Source organism: Nocardioides cynanchi, assembly GCF_008761635.1.
GTDB classification, from domain to species: domain Bacteria; phylum Actinomycetota; class Actinomycetes; order Propionibacteriales; family Nocardioidaceae; genus Nocardioides; species Nocardioides cynanchi.
In genome coordinates this window covers 2,455,680-2,470,356 of record NZ_CP044344.1, presented here as the reverse complement: position 1 = coordinate 2,470,356, position 14,677 = coordinate 2,455,680, and the positions used below count along the sequence as shown (strand labels likewise).

Genomic DNA, 14,677 nt, shown 5'->3' with positions numbered 1-14,677 from the left:
GACCCGGTCGTCAGCTGCCGGCGGAGCCCGATCCGCTGCCGCTGGCGGCCGGCGTCGAGGTGGTCCCGGAGCCGGTCGACGTCGACGACGAGGAGTCCGGCTTGCTGGTCGAGGCGGCCGCGGAGGTGCTCGTCGAGTCGCTCGACTTGGCCGCCGGGGCGTCGGTCGACGTCTTCGTGTCGCGGCTGTCGTTGCGGTAGAAGCCGGACCCCTTGAAGACCACGCCGACCGCGTTGTAGACCTTGCGCAGCCGACCGCCGCACGCGGGGCAGACGGTGAGCGCGTCGTCGGTGAAGCTCTGGAACTGCTCGAACGAGTGGTCGCACTCGGTGCAGCGGTACTGGTAGGTGGGCAACGAAGGGATCCTCGGGTCGGAGCCGGTGGGGCTGCGTCGGTGGGCGCGGGGCGCCACTCACGTCGGGGTGATGGCTGGCACTCACCGTCGGCGACTGCCAATGATACGGCACAATGACCAGACGATGAGCTCGAGCACCGACAGGCCTGACGGGGACCCGCCCGAGGCTCCCGGAGCGGGGTCCTGGCGCGACACCTTCCGCTCCCTGCCCCGGCCGGTCCGGCTCACGTCGTACCTCTGCGTGCTGGTCGCGCTCCTCCTCGTGGCCGGCCTGGTGACCGTGGTGGTGCTGGTCCGCCGGCCCTTTCCGCAGGTCGACGGGACGGTCGACCTGCCCGGGCTGAGCGCGCCCGTGACGGTGGTGCGCGACGGCAACGGCATCCCGCAGCTGTACGGCGACACGATGGGCGACCTGATGCAGGCGCAGGGGTACGTCGCCGCCCAGGACCGCTTCTTCGAGATGGACGTGCGGCGCCACATCACCAGTGGCCGGCTCAGCGAGCTGTTCGGCTCGACCACGCTGAAGACCGACGAGTTCGTGCGCACCCTGGGCTGGCGACGGACCGCGGCCCGCGAGATGGCGCTGCTCCAGCCGCGCACCCGCGAGGCCCTCCAGTCCTACGCCGACGGGGTCAACGCCTACCTGTCCACCCACTCGCCGAGCCACATCTCGGTCGAGTACACCCTGCTCGCCGCCAGTGGCGTGAGCTACGAGCCGGAGCCGTGGACTCCGGTCGACTCCCTGAGCTGGCTCGAGGCGATGGCGTGGGACCTGCGCGGCAACATGGGCGACGAGATCGACCGGGTGCTGGACCTGGCCGGCCACACCCGGGCGCAGGTCGACCAGCTCTACCCCGCCTACGACTACGACCTGCACCCGCCGATCGTCGACCAGGGCGCGGTCGTCGACGGCGTCTACCAGCAGGACGCGACCCAGCCCGGCACCCGCAACCCCGAGCGGCCGGCGTACGACGCCCGCGCGCGCGGCGAGCTCCGGCGCCTGGGCCGGGGGTTGGCCGACATTCCGCAGCTGATGGGGAAGGGGAGCGGCATCGGCAGCAACAGCTGGGTGGTCGACGGTGCGCACTCCGCGACCGGTGCGCCGCTGCTCGCCAACGACCCGCACCTCGGCGTCAGCCTGCCCGGAATCTGGATGCAGATCGGGCTGCACTGTCGCGTGGTCGACCGGCAGTGCCCGCTCGACGTCTCGGGGTTCACGTTCTCCGGCGTCCCGGGGGTCGTGATCGGCCACAACGCCGACATCGCCTGGGGGTTCACCAACCTCGACCCCGATGTCTCGGACCTGTTCCTGGAGAAGGTGCGCGGCGACCGGTGGCGGCACGGCGGCCGGTGGCTGCCCCTGAAGCAGCGGCGCGAGCGGATCCACGTGCACGGCCGGCCCGACGTCACCATCGACGTCCGCTCGACCGCGCACGGCCCGATCCTGTCCGACGTGTCCGACCAGCTCCGCGAGGTCGGCACCCAGGCACCGGTCGGCGGAGGTCGTCCGGACGGAACGTCGTACGCCGTGTCGCTGGAGTGGACCGGGGACCGTCCCTCGCGTACCGCCGACGCGATCCTCGGCTTCGACACCGCCCACGACTGGCGCAGCTTCCGGCGTGCGGCCTCGCGCTTCGCCGTACCGGCGCAGAACCTCGTGTACGCCGACCGGGCCGGCCACATCGGCTACCAGGCGCCGGGGCGGATCCCGATCCGGCAGTCGGGCAACGACGGGCTGTGGCCGTCGGCCGGTTGGCGGCCGGAGAACGACTGGACCGGCTCCTACGTGCCGTTCTCGGCCCTGCCCGACGTGCTGGACCCGAAGGACGGCTTCGTGGTGACCGCGAACCAGGCCGCGGTGGGGCAGGGTTACCCCTACTACCTGACCCGCGACTGGGACCAGGGGTACCGCTCGACCCGGATCCGGGCAATGCTCACCTCGGCCTTCGCCGACCACGGCACCGTGTCGGTCGCGGACCTGACGGCGATGCAGCTCGACACCAGCAACCCGATGGCGCCGGTGCTCGTGCCCTACCTGCTGAGGGTCGGCCTGCCCCGCGGCTACTACGCGGCTGGCCAGGTCCTGCTGCGTGGGTGGGACTTCACGCAGCCCGCCGACAGTGCCGCGGCGGCGTACTACAACGTGGTCTGGAGCGACCTGCTGGCCGACACCTTCCACGACGAGCTGCCGCGCGCCCAGTGGCCCGACGGAGGCGACCGCTGGATGGCCGTGGTCACCCGGCTGCTGCTGCACCCGCGCGACCGCTGGTGGGACGACGTGACGACGCCGCAGCGGGAGACCCGCGACGACATCCTGCACACGGCGATGGTGCAGGCCCGCAACGACCTGACCGAGCTGCTCTCGCGGTCGACGTCGGGCTGGTCGTGGGGGGCGATCCACGAGCTGGACCTGCACAACCAGACCCTCGGCGAGTCCGGCAACGCGGTGGCCGAGCGGCTGCTCAACCGCAACGGCTTCGAGGTCGGCGGCGGCGACGCGATGGTCGACGCCGCCGCCTGGGACGCCGCGTCCGGGGACTTCCGCAACCGCTTCCACGTCACCTCCGCCCCGTCGATGCGGATGGTGGTCTCACTGGCGGACTTCGACGCCTCGCGCTGGGTCAACCTGACCGGCGAGTCCGGCCACGCCTACGACGCCCACTACACCGACCAGACCGGGCTCTGGGTGCACGGACAGACCCTGCCCTGGGCCTTCTCGCCGGCCGCGGTCCGGGCCACGACCCAGCACACCCTCACCCTTCGCTGATTTCGGTGGTCGAGCGAAGTCGAGACCACGGTGGGCTTCGGTGGTCGAGCGATCGAGACCACGAACGACTCAGGCACCGGGCCCGCGGTGTACGGCGTCCCAGGCATCACGGTCGGTGCCGCGAGCCAGCTCCACCAGGTCCTCGAGTCGGCCCTCGATCAAGGCCAGTCGCGTGGCGCGACTCCAGTTCTGCACCTGCTTCTCGAAGGCGAACGCCTCGCCTACGTGCTCGAACTCCGTTGCCCAGACCAGCCGCACGGGCAGCCGGCATCGGGTGTACGCCGACCCGGCACCGGCCTGGTGCTGGGCAACCCGCGCGTCGATGGTGCGGGTGCTGCCGACGTACAGGGAGCCGTCAGCACACTCGAGGATGTAGGTCCACGCCATCCGGACATCGTGCAAGAACTGGGGCATTCGACGGGCGGCTCGATCCTCCGGCTGTGGATCGTGGTCTCGACTTCGCTCGACCACCGAGGCTGGGCTCGGCCACCCAGGCTGCTCTCGACCACCGAGGCTGGGCTCGACCACCGAGGCTGGGCTCGACCACCGAGGCTGGGCTCGACCGCCGAGAGGCTCGTGGTCTCGACTTCGCTCGACCACCGAGGCTGGGCTCGACCACCGAGGGGCTCGTGGTCTCGACTTCGCTCGACCACCGAGGACGCTCGACCACCGAGGGGCTCGTGGTCTCGACTTCGCTCGACCACCGAGGCTGGGCTCGACCACCGAGGGGCTCGTGGTCTCGACTTCGCTCGACCACCGAGGACGCTCGGCCACCGAGGTGGTGGTGGTCTCGACTTCGCTCGACCACCGAGGGGTCAGCGGAGGGGGAGCCAGCGGGTGGGGGTGGCCGCGGTGGTGACCGGGCGGTCGTGCGGGTCGACGGGTACGTCGAGCCCCACTTCGTCGTCGTAGAGCAGCACCACGACGGGGGTGCCGACCGGGACCCGCGCCAAGGCGCGGTCGTAGCAGCCGCCGCCCTGACCGAGCCGGGCACCCGTGGGGGAGACGGCCGTCCCCGGCACGAGGACCACGTCCGCGGTGGCGATGGCGTCCAGACCGAGGCGGTCGGCGGGCTCGAGCAACCCGCGGCGGGCGGGGACCAGCGCGGTCGAGCCGCGCCAGGTGCCCCAGTCCAGGTCGAGGTCGGGCTGCACCACCGGCAGGATCACCCGCTTGCCGGCGGCGGTCAGCGCGTCGAGCAGTGGGCCGGTGCCCGGCTCCGCCCCGATCGAGACGTACGCCGTCACCGTCGCGGCACGTCGTACCTCCGGCTGCGCCAGCACCACCTCGGCCAGACCGCGCGCCGCGTCGCCGATCTCGAGCAGGGAACGACGGCGACGGGTGGTGCTGATGCGATCCCTGAGGGCGATCTTCGCCACAGCTGCGGACGGCAGGGCCCCGTCGTCGGATCGCGATTGTAGGGAGGGCACGAGGCAAGCCTACGATCGATCGCATGAGCAGTGCCGGACTCGACCGTGCCCGCGCCAAGATGACCGACGCGGGCCTGGACCCTGTCGCCGTGGACACCTTCGCGCACTACTACCGGCTGCTGGAGCGCGGCGAGACCGGGATGATCCCCGAGTCCTCGATCGAACCGTTCGAGATGGAGTCGATCGACGACGTCGACATCGACCCCGAGGCCGGGTCGGCCGCGCTCCGGACGACGGCGGTGATCAAGCTGAACGGCGGCCTCGGCACGTCGATGGGTATGGAGCGCGCCAAGAGCCTGCTGTGCGTGCGCAAGGGCTGGTCGTTCCTCGACATCATCGCCCGCCAGGTGCTCCACCTGCGCCGCGAGCACGACGCCCCGCTCCCGCTGATCTTCATGAACAGCTTCCACACCTCGTCGGACACCATGGCCGCCCTGGCCCGCTACGCCGACCTGCCGGTCGATGGCCTCCCGCTGGAGTTCCTGCAGAACCGCGAGCCCAAGCTCCTGGTCGACGACCTCACCCCGGTCAGCTTCTCCCGCAACCCCGACCTCGAGTGGTGCCCGCCCGGCCACGGTGACCTCTACACCGCGCTGCGCGGCACCGGGCTGCTCCAGGACCTGATCGACCAGGGCTACGAGCGGGTCTTCGTCTCCAACTCCGACAACCTGGGTGCGGTGGTGGACCCCCGCGTCGCCGGCTGGTTCGCCGGCACGGGTGCGCCGTTCGCGATCGAGGCCGTACGCCGTACCCCCTCGGACCGCAAGGGCGGCCACTTCGCGCGGCGCAAGGTCGACGGCCGGATCGTGCTGCGCGAGTCGGCGCAGACCAGTCCCGAGGACGCCGCCGCGCTGGCCGACCTCGAGCGGCACCGCTACTGCTCGACCAACAACCTGTGGTTCGACCTGCGCGCGATGGCCGAGACTCTCGACTCCCGCAGGGGCGTGCTCGGCCTGCCGATGATCCGCAACGTCAAGCACGTCGACCCCGCAGACCCGAGCACCCCGGAGGTGATCCAGATCGAGACCGCGATGGGCTCGGCGATCGAGGTCTTCGAGGGCGCCCGCACGATCGAGGTCAGTCGCGACCGCTTCGTCCCCGTCAAGACCACCAACGACCTGCTCGTGCTCCGCTCCGACGTGTACGACGTGGGGTCCGACTTCGTGATGACGCCCGCTGTCGACGAGGTCCCGTTCGTCGATCTCGACCCCGACTACTACAAGCTGGTGCCCGACTTCGAGCGCCGCTTCCCCGAGGGCGCACCCTCGCTGCGGGAGGCGACCTCGCTGAAGGTCTCGGGCGACTGGACGTTCGGCACCAAGGTCAAGGTCGTCGGAGACGTCTCGCTCGAGACCGCCGCGGCCGACCGGATCCCGCCGGGTAGCGTCTTGGAGCATGACTGACCCGCTCGTTCCCCCGCTCGTCACCGTCGAGGAGCATCGCGAGCGCATCCTGGCCGCGATCACGCCGCTGCCGGCCTTCGACCAGCCGTTGATGGAGGCCTTCGGGTTGTCCGCGGCCGAGGACGTGCACGCCGAGGTCGCGCTGCCCGGTTTCGACAACTCCGCGATGGACGGGTACGCCGTCTGCCACGCCGACGTGGCCGGCGCGACCGCCGAGTCACCCGTGCACCTGCCCGTGGTGGGTGAGATCGGGGCCGGACAGGCGGGGCTGCTGGCGATGTCACCGGGCACGGCCGTCAAGATCATGACCGGTGCCCCGGTGCCGGCCGGTGCGGACTCGATCGTGCCCTACGAGTGGACCGACCGCGGCGTCGCCCAGGTCGTGATCTCGCAGGCTCCCGAACTCGGCCAGCACGTGCGCCCGGCCGGGGAGGACGTCGCTGTCGGCGACCTGATCGTGGCCCAGGGGACCGTGCTCGGCCCCCGTCAGCTCGGGCTGCTGGCAGCCGTCGGCCGCCCGTCGGTGCGGTCGCGCCCACGGCCGCGCGTGGTGGTCCTGTCCACCGGCTCCGAGCTCCGCGAGCCCGGCACCGCGCTGGGCCACGACTCCATCTACGACGGCAACTCCTTCCTGCTCGCGGCGGCCGTGCGGCAGGCCGGAGGCATCGCCTACCGGGTCGGAATCGTCCCCGACGAGCCGCGCGCGTTCACCGACGCGCTCGGCGACCAGCTGGTCCGGGCCGACCTGGTCGTCACCAGTGGTGGCGTCTCGATGGGCGACTACGACGTGGTGAAGGCCGCGCTGGCGCCCCTCGGAACGGTGTGGTTCGGCGGGGTCGCGATGCAGCCGGGCAAGCCCCAGGGGTTCGGGCTGGTGGGCGAGGACCAGACGCCGATCATCACCCTGCCGGGCAACCCGGTGTCGTCGTACATCTCCTTCGAGCAGTTCGTCCTCCCGGCCATCCGCCGGCTGATGGGGCGGACGCCGTACACCCGGCCGACCGCGGACGCCCAGCTCACCCACGCCCTGCGCTCACCCGAGGGCCGCCGGCAGTTCGCGCGGGGGACGCTGTCGGTGATCGGCGGCCGGCTCGCGGTCACGCCGGTCGGCCCGCAGGGCTCGCACCTGATCGGCGACCTCGCCGACTCCGACGCGCTGATCGTGGTGCCGGAGTCCGTGACGTCGGTCGACGCCGGTGAGACAGTGACCGTGCTGCCCCTAGACGAGGAGTTCTAGACCGTGGACCACCTCACCCACGTGGACGAGTCCGGCGCGGCCCGGATGGTCGACGTCTCGGGCAAGGAGCGCACCGTCCGTGAAGCGGTCGCGGCCGGGCGGGTGCTGGTCTCGGCCGACGTGGTCGCGCTGCTGCGGGGGGCCGGCGTACCCAAGGGCGACACCCTGGCCGTGGCCCGGCTCGCCGGGATCATGGGTGCCAAGCAGACGCCGTCGTTGATCCCCCTGTGCCACCCCCTCGCGCTGTCCAGCGTGACCGTCGACCTCCAGGTCACCGACGACTCCGTCGACGTGGTCGCGACCGTCCGCACCACCGACCGCACCGGCGTCGAGATGGAGGCGCTCACCGCCGTCGCCGTGGCCGGGCTGACCGTGATCGACATGGTCAAGGCGGTGGACAAGCGAGCCTCGATCACCGACGTCCGGGTGCTCTCCAAGACCGGCGGGAAGTCCGGGGACTTCACCCGATGACTCGCTCGACGGGCCTGACCGCCGCCGTCGTCGTGGCGTCCAACCGGGCGGCTGCAGGGGTCTACGACGACGCCACCGGCCCCCTGCTGGTCGACTTCCTGACCACGCTCGGCTTCTCCTGCGACGCGCCGGCCGTGGTGCCCGACGGCGACCCTGTGGGGGCCGCCGTGGCGGCGGCTGCCGACGGTGGCGCGCGGGTCGTGCTGACCACCGGCGGCACCGGTCTGACCCCGACCGACCTGACGCCCGAGGTCACCCGACCGCTGCTGGACCGTGAGATCCCCGGCATCGCCGAGGCGATCCGGGGGTACGGCGTGAGCCAGGGCGTGCCGACCGCGTCCCTGTCGCGCGGCCTGGCCGGGGTCCGCGGTTCGTGCCTGGTGGTCAACCTGCCGGGCTCCCGGGGCGGGGTGAAGGACGCGATGGCAGTGCTGGAACCGCTCCTCGTCCACGCTGTCGAGCAGATCGTGGGGAGCGACCATTGAGCGGCACCCCGTGACCAGCGGCTGGCCGGCGACGCTGCAGTACGGCTCGGTCGCGCTGCGGCCGCTGGCCTACCGCGACGCCCGCGCCTGGCGCGCCGTACGCCGTCGCAACGCGGCGTGGCTGATGCCCTGGGACGCCACCGTCCCACCGGGGGGCAACGAACGGCCCGCCACCTTCCGGACCCTCGTCTCGCGGCTCAACCGCCATGCCCGTCAAGGCCACGGCATGCCCTTCGCGATCGACGTGGACGGGCAGTTCGCCGGGCAGGTGACGGTCAATAACATCCAGCGCGGCTCCGCCCAGTTCGCCTCGATCGGCTACTGGCTGGACCGCGACGTGGCTGGTCGTGGCGTGATGCCGACCGCGGTCGCCCTGGTGATCGACCACTGCTTCCGGTCCGCCGGCCTGCACCGGATCGAGGTCTGCATCCGGCCGGAGAACTCCAACTCCCTGCGGGTCATGGAGAAGCTCGGGATCCGGGAGATCGGCTACGCCCCGAAGTTCCTGCACATCGACGGCGCCTGGCGCGACCACAGGATCTTCGCGATCACCGTGGAGGAGTGCCCCGAGGGGATGTTGGCTCGACTTTCCCTTCCGTCCCACGAGTGATTTCGCGACACACCAGTTGACATCCCCGGCGGGTCGTGGTCGCGAACCTACTGTCAGGCCGTGGACCTGAGCGGACTGATCTTCGTGGCCCTCGCCATCGCCTGGGCCGCCTACCTGATCCCCAAAGCGCTCCGCCACCACGACGACGTCGTCCGCGGACGCTCGATCGACCGGTTCTCCCAGAGCATGCGGGTGCTCGCCCGCCGCGAGCCGGTCAGCGCGCGGATGGCCCGTCTCGTGGTGGCTCCCGCCCGGGCGACGTCCTCCGCGGTCGTCAGCACGAAGCCGACCGCAGCGGCCCCCGACCCCGACCAGGAGCTCGCCGCCCGACGCGCTGCGACGGCCCGCGCCACCCGCCGACGCCGTCGGGTGCTGTCGCTCCTGCTCGTCGCCCTGGTGGGCGTGGTCGCCACCGCCGCCTCCGGTCGCCTGGCCTGGCCGTACGTCGCAATCCCGGCGGGGCTGCTGGTCGCCTGGCTGGTCGCCTGCCGCCTGATGGTCAGGCGGGAGCGGGCCTGGAGCCACGAGCAGTCCCCGGTCGTGCTGGTCGAGACACCCGACCCGTCGCCCGTGACCGTCGAGCCCACCGTGACCGAGACGTCGTCGGTGCCGGTCGTCGACCTGCCCCGCGACCCGGCCCTGTGGGACCCCGTCCCGACCACGCTCCCGACCTACGTCTCGAAGCCACCGGCGCGACGCAGCGTCCGGACCATCGACCTGGACTCAACCGGGGTCTGGACCTCGGGGCGCAGCGAGAGCGACAGCGCCTTGGCCCGTGAGGCCGAGGCCGCCGAGCGGGTGCAGCGCAAGGCCGCCCGCAAGGACGGCCCCGGCGAGCGCGCCGTCAACTCCTGAGGCCCGAGCCGGGCGCCGGCTCCGGGGCGCGTCGTAGGCTCGCGGCATGACCGGCTATCGCGTCTCGGCCTCCCGCACCGTCCCTGTCGAGGTCGAGCGCGCCTTCGACGTCGTCCTCACCGAGCCGCTGCCGCGGCTCTTCTCGCGGAGGTACGGCCCGATCGCACCGATCCGCGAGGTCCGGGACCAGACCGGTGACGTGTGGGGAACCGTCGGGCAGTCCCGCCGGATCGTGCTCACCGACGGCGGGGCGATGACCGAGCGGTTGACCGTCGTCGACCGGCCGTCGTCGTTCGGCTACGTGATCTCGGAGCTGAAGGGCCCGTTCAAGGCGCTGATCTCGTCGCTGGACGGAGCCTGGACCTTCGAGCCCGCCGGCACCGGCACCCGGATCACCTGGTCGTGGACCCTCCGACCCGCTTCGTCGACGGCGAGCTACGCCCTCCCGGTCTTCGCGAGGCTGTGGCGCGGTTATGCCCGTCAGGCGCTCGAAGAGGTCGAGAAGGTCCTGGTCTGAGTCGATTCGGAGCGCGCCTGACCCCGGTGCTAGCCTTTCGCTTCGCGTCGTCGGACGCTGTTTCAGGCAAGGGGCTGTGGCGCAGCTGGTAGCGCACCTCGTTCGCAATGAGGGGGTCAGGGGTTCGAGTCCCCTCAGCTCCACCAGGTCGACTCCCGCCCGTCAGGGCGACGAACGGCGGTGGCGTGGCTCACGACACCACGAGCTCGGCGTACATTCCGCGCGCGTAGTGGTGGGGCTTGTTGCAGACCAGCTCATACCGTCCGGGGGCCAGGTCGAGCGTGACCCAGCCGGTCGTCCCGGGGCGCAGGCCGGCTCCGATGCCGGCTCCGCAGGCTCGCGACGCCTCTCCGAGGGCGCCCCGTTCTAACACCTTCCCGCCCGGGCTCGTGGCACGTTGGCCGAAATTTTGCCAACTTTCGAGCGGGAGGACCACGAGCTCGTGACGTCGGCTGCCCAGGTCCGTGGCGACGAAGCTCACGGCGCCCGCCGAGACCGTTGCCGGCGCCGCCCGCAGCATCATCCGGGTGCGGTTGCCCATCATCGAGTGGTGTCCCATGTCCATCAGGGAGACCCGGACGACGGTGCCGGGGAGGTCGCGGGGAGCAGTGCAGCGCGACCTGGCGAGGCCATCGTGCTGCATCATGCCGGAGGGTCCCATCGCTCGTCCGACGGTGCCGGTGCAGGCCGACAGTGCGAGGAGAATTCCCAGCAAAACAAGGGGAAAGCTCGTCATTCGCCGACGGTGCCGAAACATTGCCATGTCCCCATGAGAGCCGATCAACCGCAAGCAGGGGAGAGGCGAACGACCCGGGCCCGGGCGCCGTTCGGCGCCGGGTCCGGGTCGCCCGGAAATGTGAGGACCCCCCGCACCGTCGTGCGGGGGGTCAGGCGCCCGGTGGGATCCGGAGCGCGATCTCGCTGGTAGCCGGGGGGGTGGCGCCCGCGAGGTCACATCTCGAGGCTAACGGGGGGGCTTGCCTCTTGATGTTGACTCAAGTTTACACCGACGGGGCCTCCGTCAGGCCGTTTCGGCAGATTGGCTGACATTTTACCAAGGTCTTCCGGACACCTCCGTTTACGGCCTGATCAGGGCGTTTTCAGCGTGAAATCAGCCGCTTCGCGGCGATTTCGGCAGCCCGCGGAGGGCCGACTCCTGAGGTTCGTGTGAAAGTTGGGCTTCCAAATTTGCCACGGTATGTCCCATGCTTAGCCCCAGCAGTTCGACACCGCTTTCGAGGGAGACCCGTCATGGCCCGTCACACCAAGATGAAGATCGCCGCCCTGGCCGCCACGCTGGTGGCAACGATCGGGATCGCCGGCGTCTCGCCCGCGGCCGGCTCGCACTCGGGCAAGACCACGATCACGAACTCCGCTCGCGACAACAGCTGGTGCTGCTGACCTCAGGCTTCGTGGCCTTCGGTAGGCGTGTGGGTCTACCGAGCGTCAGACCGAACCCTGATGGATGGGCGGGTACGCAATCCGGCCGACGCCGCAGCACTGCGGTAGGCGTCACGGGATGCGTCGAAGTCACCGATGTCTTCCAGCAGACCAGCCAGCTCGAACCAGAGCTGAGCCGCACCACGGTCCGCACCGATCCCGGTGAGGATCAGCACCGCTTCACGGTAAGCCGCGCCCGCTTCATCGGCACGACCGTCCTGTGCCGCAGCTTGACCCTCGAGGGTCTTCGCGTCCGCGGCGATGATCGGGGCCTGCTCGCGCACGGTGAGGTGCACGAAAGCACTCATCTCGCACGCCTTCTCGATGTTGCCCTCGAAGAAGTGCGCCCGAGCCAGAGCCAGCTCGTTGCGCGCCTTGTCGACCGACCCCGCGCTCGACCACTCCAGCTCCTGGGCGGCCTGCTCGAGGTTGTGCTGTGCTTCGCTCACGTCCGGCGGGTCGAGGCGCAGCTGCATCATGCCGAGCTGGGTGCGGAGCCGCGCCAGGTTGCGTGAGTCCTGGCCCTCGGAAAGCAGGGCGAGGGCGCGCTCGGCGAGGGGGACCGCGTCGCTGACCGAGCCCTGCTCGGCCTCCATGATGCTGGCGTTCCAGTATGCCGAGGCGCGGGCGGTCGGCGACGTCAGGGTCTCGGCCTTGGTCACCGCCTTGCGGCAGGTGCGCACGGCCTGGCCGGCGTCGCCGCGCTCGTAGTAGGCCGCGGCCAGGGTCACCGCCATCTGCACGGCTTCGTCGGAGGCGTCCAGCAGGGTGCCGGCGAGCTGGTCGAGGACCCGCTCGCCGACCTCGATCGCCTTGTTCAGGTCGCCGGACTCGCGGAAGCAGCGGCACAGGGCGATCGCGGACTTGATCCGGAGGACGCCACCGGTCTTGCCGGCGACGAGCGGCTCGAGCTCGATGATCGCGTCGTCGAGGTTGCCCTGGCCCTCCAGCGCGCGGGCCACCAGGAAGCGGGCGCGGAACGCGAGCTCGTCCTGGGAGGTACGGCGTGCCCGCTCGAGCGCCTCACGGGCCTGGACCTCGGCCTCGATCGACTCACCCGACTCCAGGGACAGCTCGGCGAAGTCGAGGGTCAGCTTGATCTCGTCGAACTCGCGGGCCGAGACGCCGCGCAGCAGGTGGTCGGCGGGAACGCCGAGGCGCGAGGCGAGGTCCTCGAGTACGGCGGCGTTGGGACGACGCTGGCCGGACTCGATCCGGGAGACGTAGCCGACCGAGATGTCACCACCGGCGAGGTCGGTCTGGGTCCACGCCTTCGCGACCCGGAGCGCACGGATGCGCTGCCCCAGCTCGAGGGGGTCGATGTCCTTCAAGAGGTCCGCGTTGCGGGAGTCCATGGGCCGATTGTGACTGACCGGCGGCAAATCCGGTCAAGAATGTGTCATCTGCCCGTCTTCGTTGCCAGATTTTTGCATTTCAGGGCCCTCTTGGGGCCTTGCCAGGGGGCGTCAGCGGGCGTCCAGCCCGTATAGAATGACTGATGTCAGCCGGGGGGGCTGGTCGTCACGCGTGGGTCTCCAAGACCCACGCGTGACGCGTTTCTGGGGGAGCTTCGGTCACTCGACAGCCAGCGTCGCGATGGCGTCGATCGAGACCAGCAGACCGCGGGGCAGGCGGATGTGGGCGGGTGCCGAGCGAGCCGGTGGCGGATCGGGCATGAACCGCGCGTACACCTCGTTCAGGGCGGCGAAGTCCTCGACGTCGGCGTAGAAGATCGTGGTCTTCACGAGGTTCGCCAGCGAGGAACCGGCGGCCTCCAGGACCGCACCGAGGTTGCGCAGCGCCTGCTCGGTCTGGGCCGCGATGCCCTCGGGCGCCGTGCCGGTCTCCGGGTCGATCCCGGGCATCCCCGAGCAGAAGACGAGGCCCTGGGCGACGATCGCCTGGCTGTAGGGCCCCAGGGCGGCTGGAGCGGCCTCGGTGGACACGGACTGCCTGGTCATGGCGCTGGCACCTCTCACGCGGGTCTGAGGGCACTCTAGGGGCCCTCGCGGGCCCCGTGGGAGGCTCACCCGCCTCGTGACAGGGTGGTCGGAAGGCGACCCTGAGGAGGACCCCATGGAGTACACCCGGCTCGGCAACACCGGACTCGAGGTCTCGCGGATCACCGTGGGCTGCATGAGCTGGGGTGACGGCGGGACGACGCGGCCCTGGACCCGCGACGAGGCGTTCGCGGAGGAGACCATCGCGGCCGCGCTCGACGCGGGCATCAACTTCTTCGACACCGCGAACGTCTACTCCGCCGGCACCAGCGAGGAGTACACCGGCCGCTCGCTGTGGAAGCACGCCGATCGCGAGGACGTCGTGCTCGCGACCAAGGTCAACGGCCGGATGCGACCCGGGCCGAACGGCGCCGGCCTGTCGCGCAAGGCGATCCTCCAGGAGATCGACGCCAGCCTCTCGCGGCTGGAGACCGACTACGTCGACCTCTACCAGATCCACCGGTGGGACCCGCACGTCCCGATCGAGGAGACCATGGAGGCGCTGCACGACGTGGTCCGGGCGGGCAAGGCGCGCTACCTCGGGGCGTCGTCGATGTACGCCTGGCAGTTCGCCAAGGCCCAGCACGTCGCCGAGAGGCACGGCTGGACGCCCTTCGTGTCCATGCAGAACCACTACAACCTGATCTATCGCGAGGAGGAGCGGGAGATGATCCCGCTCTGCCGGGACCAGGGCGTCGGGATCATCCCGTGGAGCCCGCTGGCGCGCGGCCGCCTGACCCGACCCTGGGACACCAGCACCGCCCGGAGCGAGACCGACGAGTGGGGGTCCTCGCTCTACCGCGACCAGGACGCGGCGGTGGTGGACAAGGTGCACGCCGTGGCCGAGCGGCACGGTGTCTCCCGGGCGCAGGTCGCCCTGGCCTGGCTGCTGGCGCAGCCCGGGGTCACCTCACCGATCGTCGGGATCACCAAGCCCGAGCACCTGAGCGACGCGGTCGCCTCGGTCGATCTCGAGCTGACCGCCGACGAGCTCGACGAGCTGGGGGCCGACTACGAGCCGCGCGGGATCGCCGGGCACCAGTAGGCCGGGTCCGGTCCGACCGGCGAACGACGTGGGCCTCCGAGGTGGGATCCCCAATCTTGGCT

General features: G+C 71.0%; 16 protein-coding genes and 1 tRNA gene. 11 read left to right on the top strand and 6 right to left on the bottom strand.

From position 1 onward, the window contains the following. Positions 1-10 precede the first annotated feature (10 nt). Positions 11-355: an FmdB family zinc ribbon protein gene (locus E3N83_RS11915; RefSeq protein WP_151083462.1), complete on the bottom strand. Its 345-nt coding sequence runs from the start codon at positions 353-355 to the stop codon at positions 11-13. A gap of 124 nt (positions 356-479) precedes the next feature. Between E3N83_RS11915 and E3N83_RS11910 the strand changes: the two genes are divergently transcribed. After that, entirely contained in the window at positions 480-3,122 is a 2,643-nt protein-coding gene (locus E3N83_RS11910) for a penicillin acylase family protein (RefSeq protein WP_151083461.1), read from the top strand. A gap of 69 nt (positions 3,123-3,191) precedes the next feature. Here E3N83_RS11910 and E3N83_RS11905 read toward each other — a convergent pair whose 3' ends face one another. Both E3N83_RS11905 and E3N83_RS11900 read right to left on the bottom strand, forming a co-directional pair. Then, positions 3,192-3,509, bottom strand: coding sequence for a GIY-YIG nuclease family protein (locus E3N83_RS11905; protein ID WP_151083460.1), 318 nt, complete (start codon positions 3,507-3,509; stop codon positions 3,192-3,194). Positions 3,510-3,937: 428 nt separating this feature from the next. Beyond that, entirely contained in the window at positions 3,938-4,552 is a 615-nt protein-coding gene (locus tag E3N83_RS11900; RefSeq protein ID WP_238342876.1) for a 5-formyltetrahydrofolate cyclo-ligase, read from the bottom strand. 23 nt (positions 4,553-4,575) lie between these two features. On the opposite strand from E3N83_RS11900, the gene E3N83_RS11895 reads away from it, so the two are divergent. From E3N83_RS11895 to E3N83_RS11860, 8 genes are all read left to right on the top strand, one after another. Continuing rightward, a complete protein-coding gene (locus E3N83_RS11895) occupies positions 4,576-5,955 on the top strand; it encodes a UTP--glucose-1-phosphate uridylyltransferase (RefSeq protein ID WP_151083459.1) in 1,380 nt (459 codons plus the stop codon). Next, on the top strand, positions 5,948-7,192 hold the full coding sequence (glp, locus tag E3N83_RS11890; RefSeq protein ID WP_151083458.1) for a molybdotransferase-like divisome protein Glp: 1,245 nt from the start codon (positions 5,948-5,950) through the stop codon (positions 7,190-7,192). Before E3N83_RS11895 ends, glp begins: the two co-directional genes overlap by 8 nt. 45 nt (positions 7,193-7,237) lie before the next feature. After that, on the top strand, positions 7,238-7,663 hold the full coding sequence (moaC, locus tag E3N83_RS11885; RefSeq protein WP_202879422.1) for a cyclic pyranopterin monophosphate synthase MoaC: 426 nt from the start codon (positions 7,238-7,240) through the stop codon (positions 7,661-7,663). Next, positions 7,660-8,148 (top strand): MogA/MoaB family molybdenum cofactor biosynthesis protein, encoded by a 489-nt coding sequence (locus E3N83_RS11880; protein ID WP_151083456.1) that lies wholly within the window; start codon positions 7,660-7,662, stop codon positions 8,146-8,148. Before moaC ends, E3N83_RS11880 begins: the two co-directional genes overlap by 4 nt. A gap of 10 nt (positions 8,149-8,158) precedes the next feature. Then, on the top strand, positions 8,159-8,758 hold the full coding sequence (locus E3N83_RS11875; protein WP_151083455.1) for a GNAT family N-acetyltransferase: 600 nt from the start codon (positions 8,159-8,161) through the stop codon (positions 8,756-8,758). Between the two features lie 60 nt (positions 8,759-8,818). After that, a complete protein-coding gene (gene sepX, locus E3N83_RS11870; RefSeq protein WP_151083454.1) occupies positions 8,819-9,613 on the top strand; it encodes a divisome protein SepX/GlpR in 795 nt (264 codons plus the stop codon). Positions 9,614-9,659: 46 nt separating this feature from the next. Beyond that, positions 9,660-10,130 (top strand): SRPBCC family protein, encoded by a 471-nt coding sequence (locus E3N83_RS11865; protein ID WP_151083453.1) that lies wholly within the window; start codon positions 9,660-9,662, stop codon positions 10,128-10,130. Positions 10,131-10,200: 70 nt separating this feature from the next. Further along, positions 10,201-10,276, top strand: a tRNA-Ala gene (locus E3N83_RS11860). 44 nt (positions 10,277-10,320) lie between these two features. On the opposite strand, the gene E3N83_RS11855 is transcribed toward E3N83_RS11860, so the two are convergent. Continuing rightward, the gene (locus E3N83_RS11855) at positions 10,321-10,776 is read right to left on the bottom strand and encodes a cupredoxin domain-containing protein (protein WP_202879211.1); all 456 of its coding nucleotides are present in this window, start codon (positions 10,774-10,776) and stop codon (positions 10,321-10,323) included. A gap of 605 nt (positions 10,777-11,381) precedes the next feature. Between E3N83_RS11855 and E3N83_RS19560 the strand changes: the two genes are divergently transcribed. Continuing rightward, positions 11,382-11,531: a hypothetical protein gene (locus E3N83_RS19560; protein WP_191907781.1), complete on the top strand. Its 150-nt coding sequence runs from the start codon at positions 11,382-11,384 to the stop codon at positions 11,529-11,531. Between the two features lie 35 nt (positions 11,532-11,566). Here the strand turns inward: E3N83_RS19560 and E3N83_RS11850 are convergent, their stop codons facing one another. Together E3N83_RS11850 and E3N83_RS11845 are read right to left on the bottom strand one after the other, a co-directional pair. Further along, positions 11,567-12,925 carry a helix-turn-helix domain-containing protein gene (locus tag E3N83_RS11850; protein ID WP_151083451.1) on the bottom strand — a complete coding sequence of 453 codons (1,359 nt, stop codon included), beginning with the start codon at positions 12,923-12,925 and terminating at the stop codon, positions 11,567-11,569. A 219-nt stretch (positions 12,926-13,144) separates the two neighbouring features. Further along, a complete protein-coding gene (locus E3N83_RS11845) occupies positions 13,145-13,531 on the bottom strand; it encodes a Rid family detoxifying hydrolase (protein WP_151083450.1) in 387 nt (128 codons plus the stop codon). Between the two features lie 115 nt (positions 13,532-13,646). Here E3N83_RS11845 and E3N83_RS11840 point away from each other — a divergent pair, with 115 nt between their 5' ends. After that, complete coding sequence (locus E3N83_RS11840) at positions 13,647-14,615, top strand: aldo/keto reductase (RefSeq protein ID WP_151083449.1); 969 nt, start codon at positions 13,647-13,649, stop codon at positions 14,613-14,615. The last annotated feature ends 62 nt before the right edge of the window (positions 14,616-14,677 follow it).

Bases quoted from the DNA above. Each gene is read 5' to 3' on its own strand.
- E3N83_RS11880 (WP_151083456.1), top strand. From the start codon at position 7,660: ATGACTCGCTCGACGGGCCTGACCGCCGCCGTCGTCGTGGCGTCCAAC.
- E3N83_RS11895 (WP_151083459.1), top strand. From the start codon at position 4,576: ATGAGCAGTGCCGGACTCGACCGTGCCCGCGCCAAGATGACCGACGCG.
- E3N83_RS11850 (WP_151083451.1), bottom strand. From the start codon at position 12,925: ATGGACTCCCGCAACGCGGACCTCTTGAAGGACATCGACCCCCTCGAG.
- E3N83_RS11905 (WP_151083460.1), bottom strand. From the start codon at position 3,509: ATGGCGTGGACCTACATCCTCGAGTGTGCTGACGGCTCCCTGTACGTC.
- E3N83_RS11910 (WP_151083461.1), top strand. From the start codon at position 480: ATGAGCTCGAGCACCGACAGGCCTGACGGGGACCCGCCCGAGGCTCCC.
- E3N83_RS11840 (WP_151083449.1), top strand. From the start codon at position 13,647: ATGGAGTACACCCGGCTCGGCAACACCGGACTCGAGGTCTCGCGGATC.
- E3N83_RS19560 (WP_191907781.1), top strand. From the start codon at position 11,382: ATGGCCCGTCACACCAAGATGAAGATCGCCGCCCTGGCCGCCACGCTG.
- E3N83_RS11845 (WP_151083450.1), bottom strand. From the start codon at position 13,531: ATGACCAGGCAGTCCGTGTCCACCGAGGCCGCTCCAGCCGCCCTGGGG.
- E3N83_RS11865 (WP_151083453.1), top strand. From the start codon at position 9,660: ATGACCGGCTATCGCGTCTCGGCCTCCCGCACCGTCCCTGTCGAGGTC.
- glp (WP_151083458.1), top strand. From the start codon at position 5,948: ATGACTGACCCGCTCGTTCCCCCGCTCGTCACCGTCGAGGAGCATCGC.
- E3N83_RS11855 (WP_202879211.1), bottom strand. From the start codon at position 10,776: ATGATGCAGCACGATGGCCTCGCCAGGTCGCGCTGCACTGCTCCCCGC.
- moaC (WP_202879422.1), top strand. From the start codon at position 7,238: ATGGTCGACGTCTCGGGCAAGGAGCGCACCGTCCGTGAAGCGGTCGCG.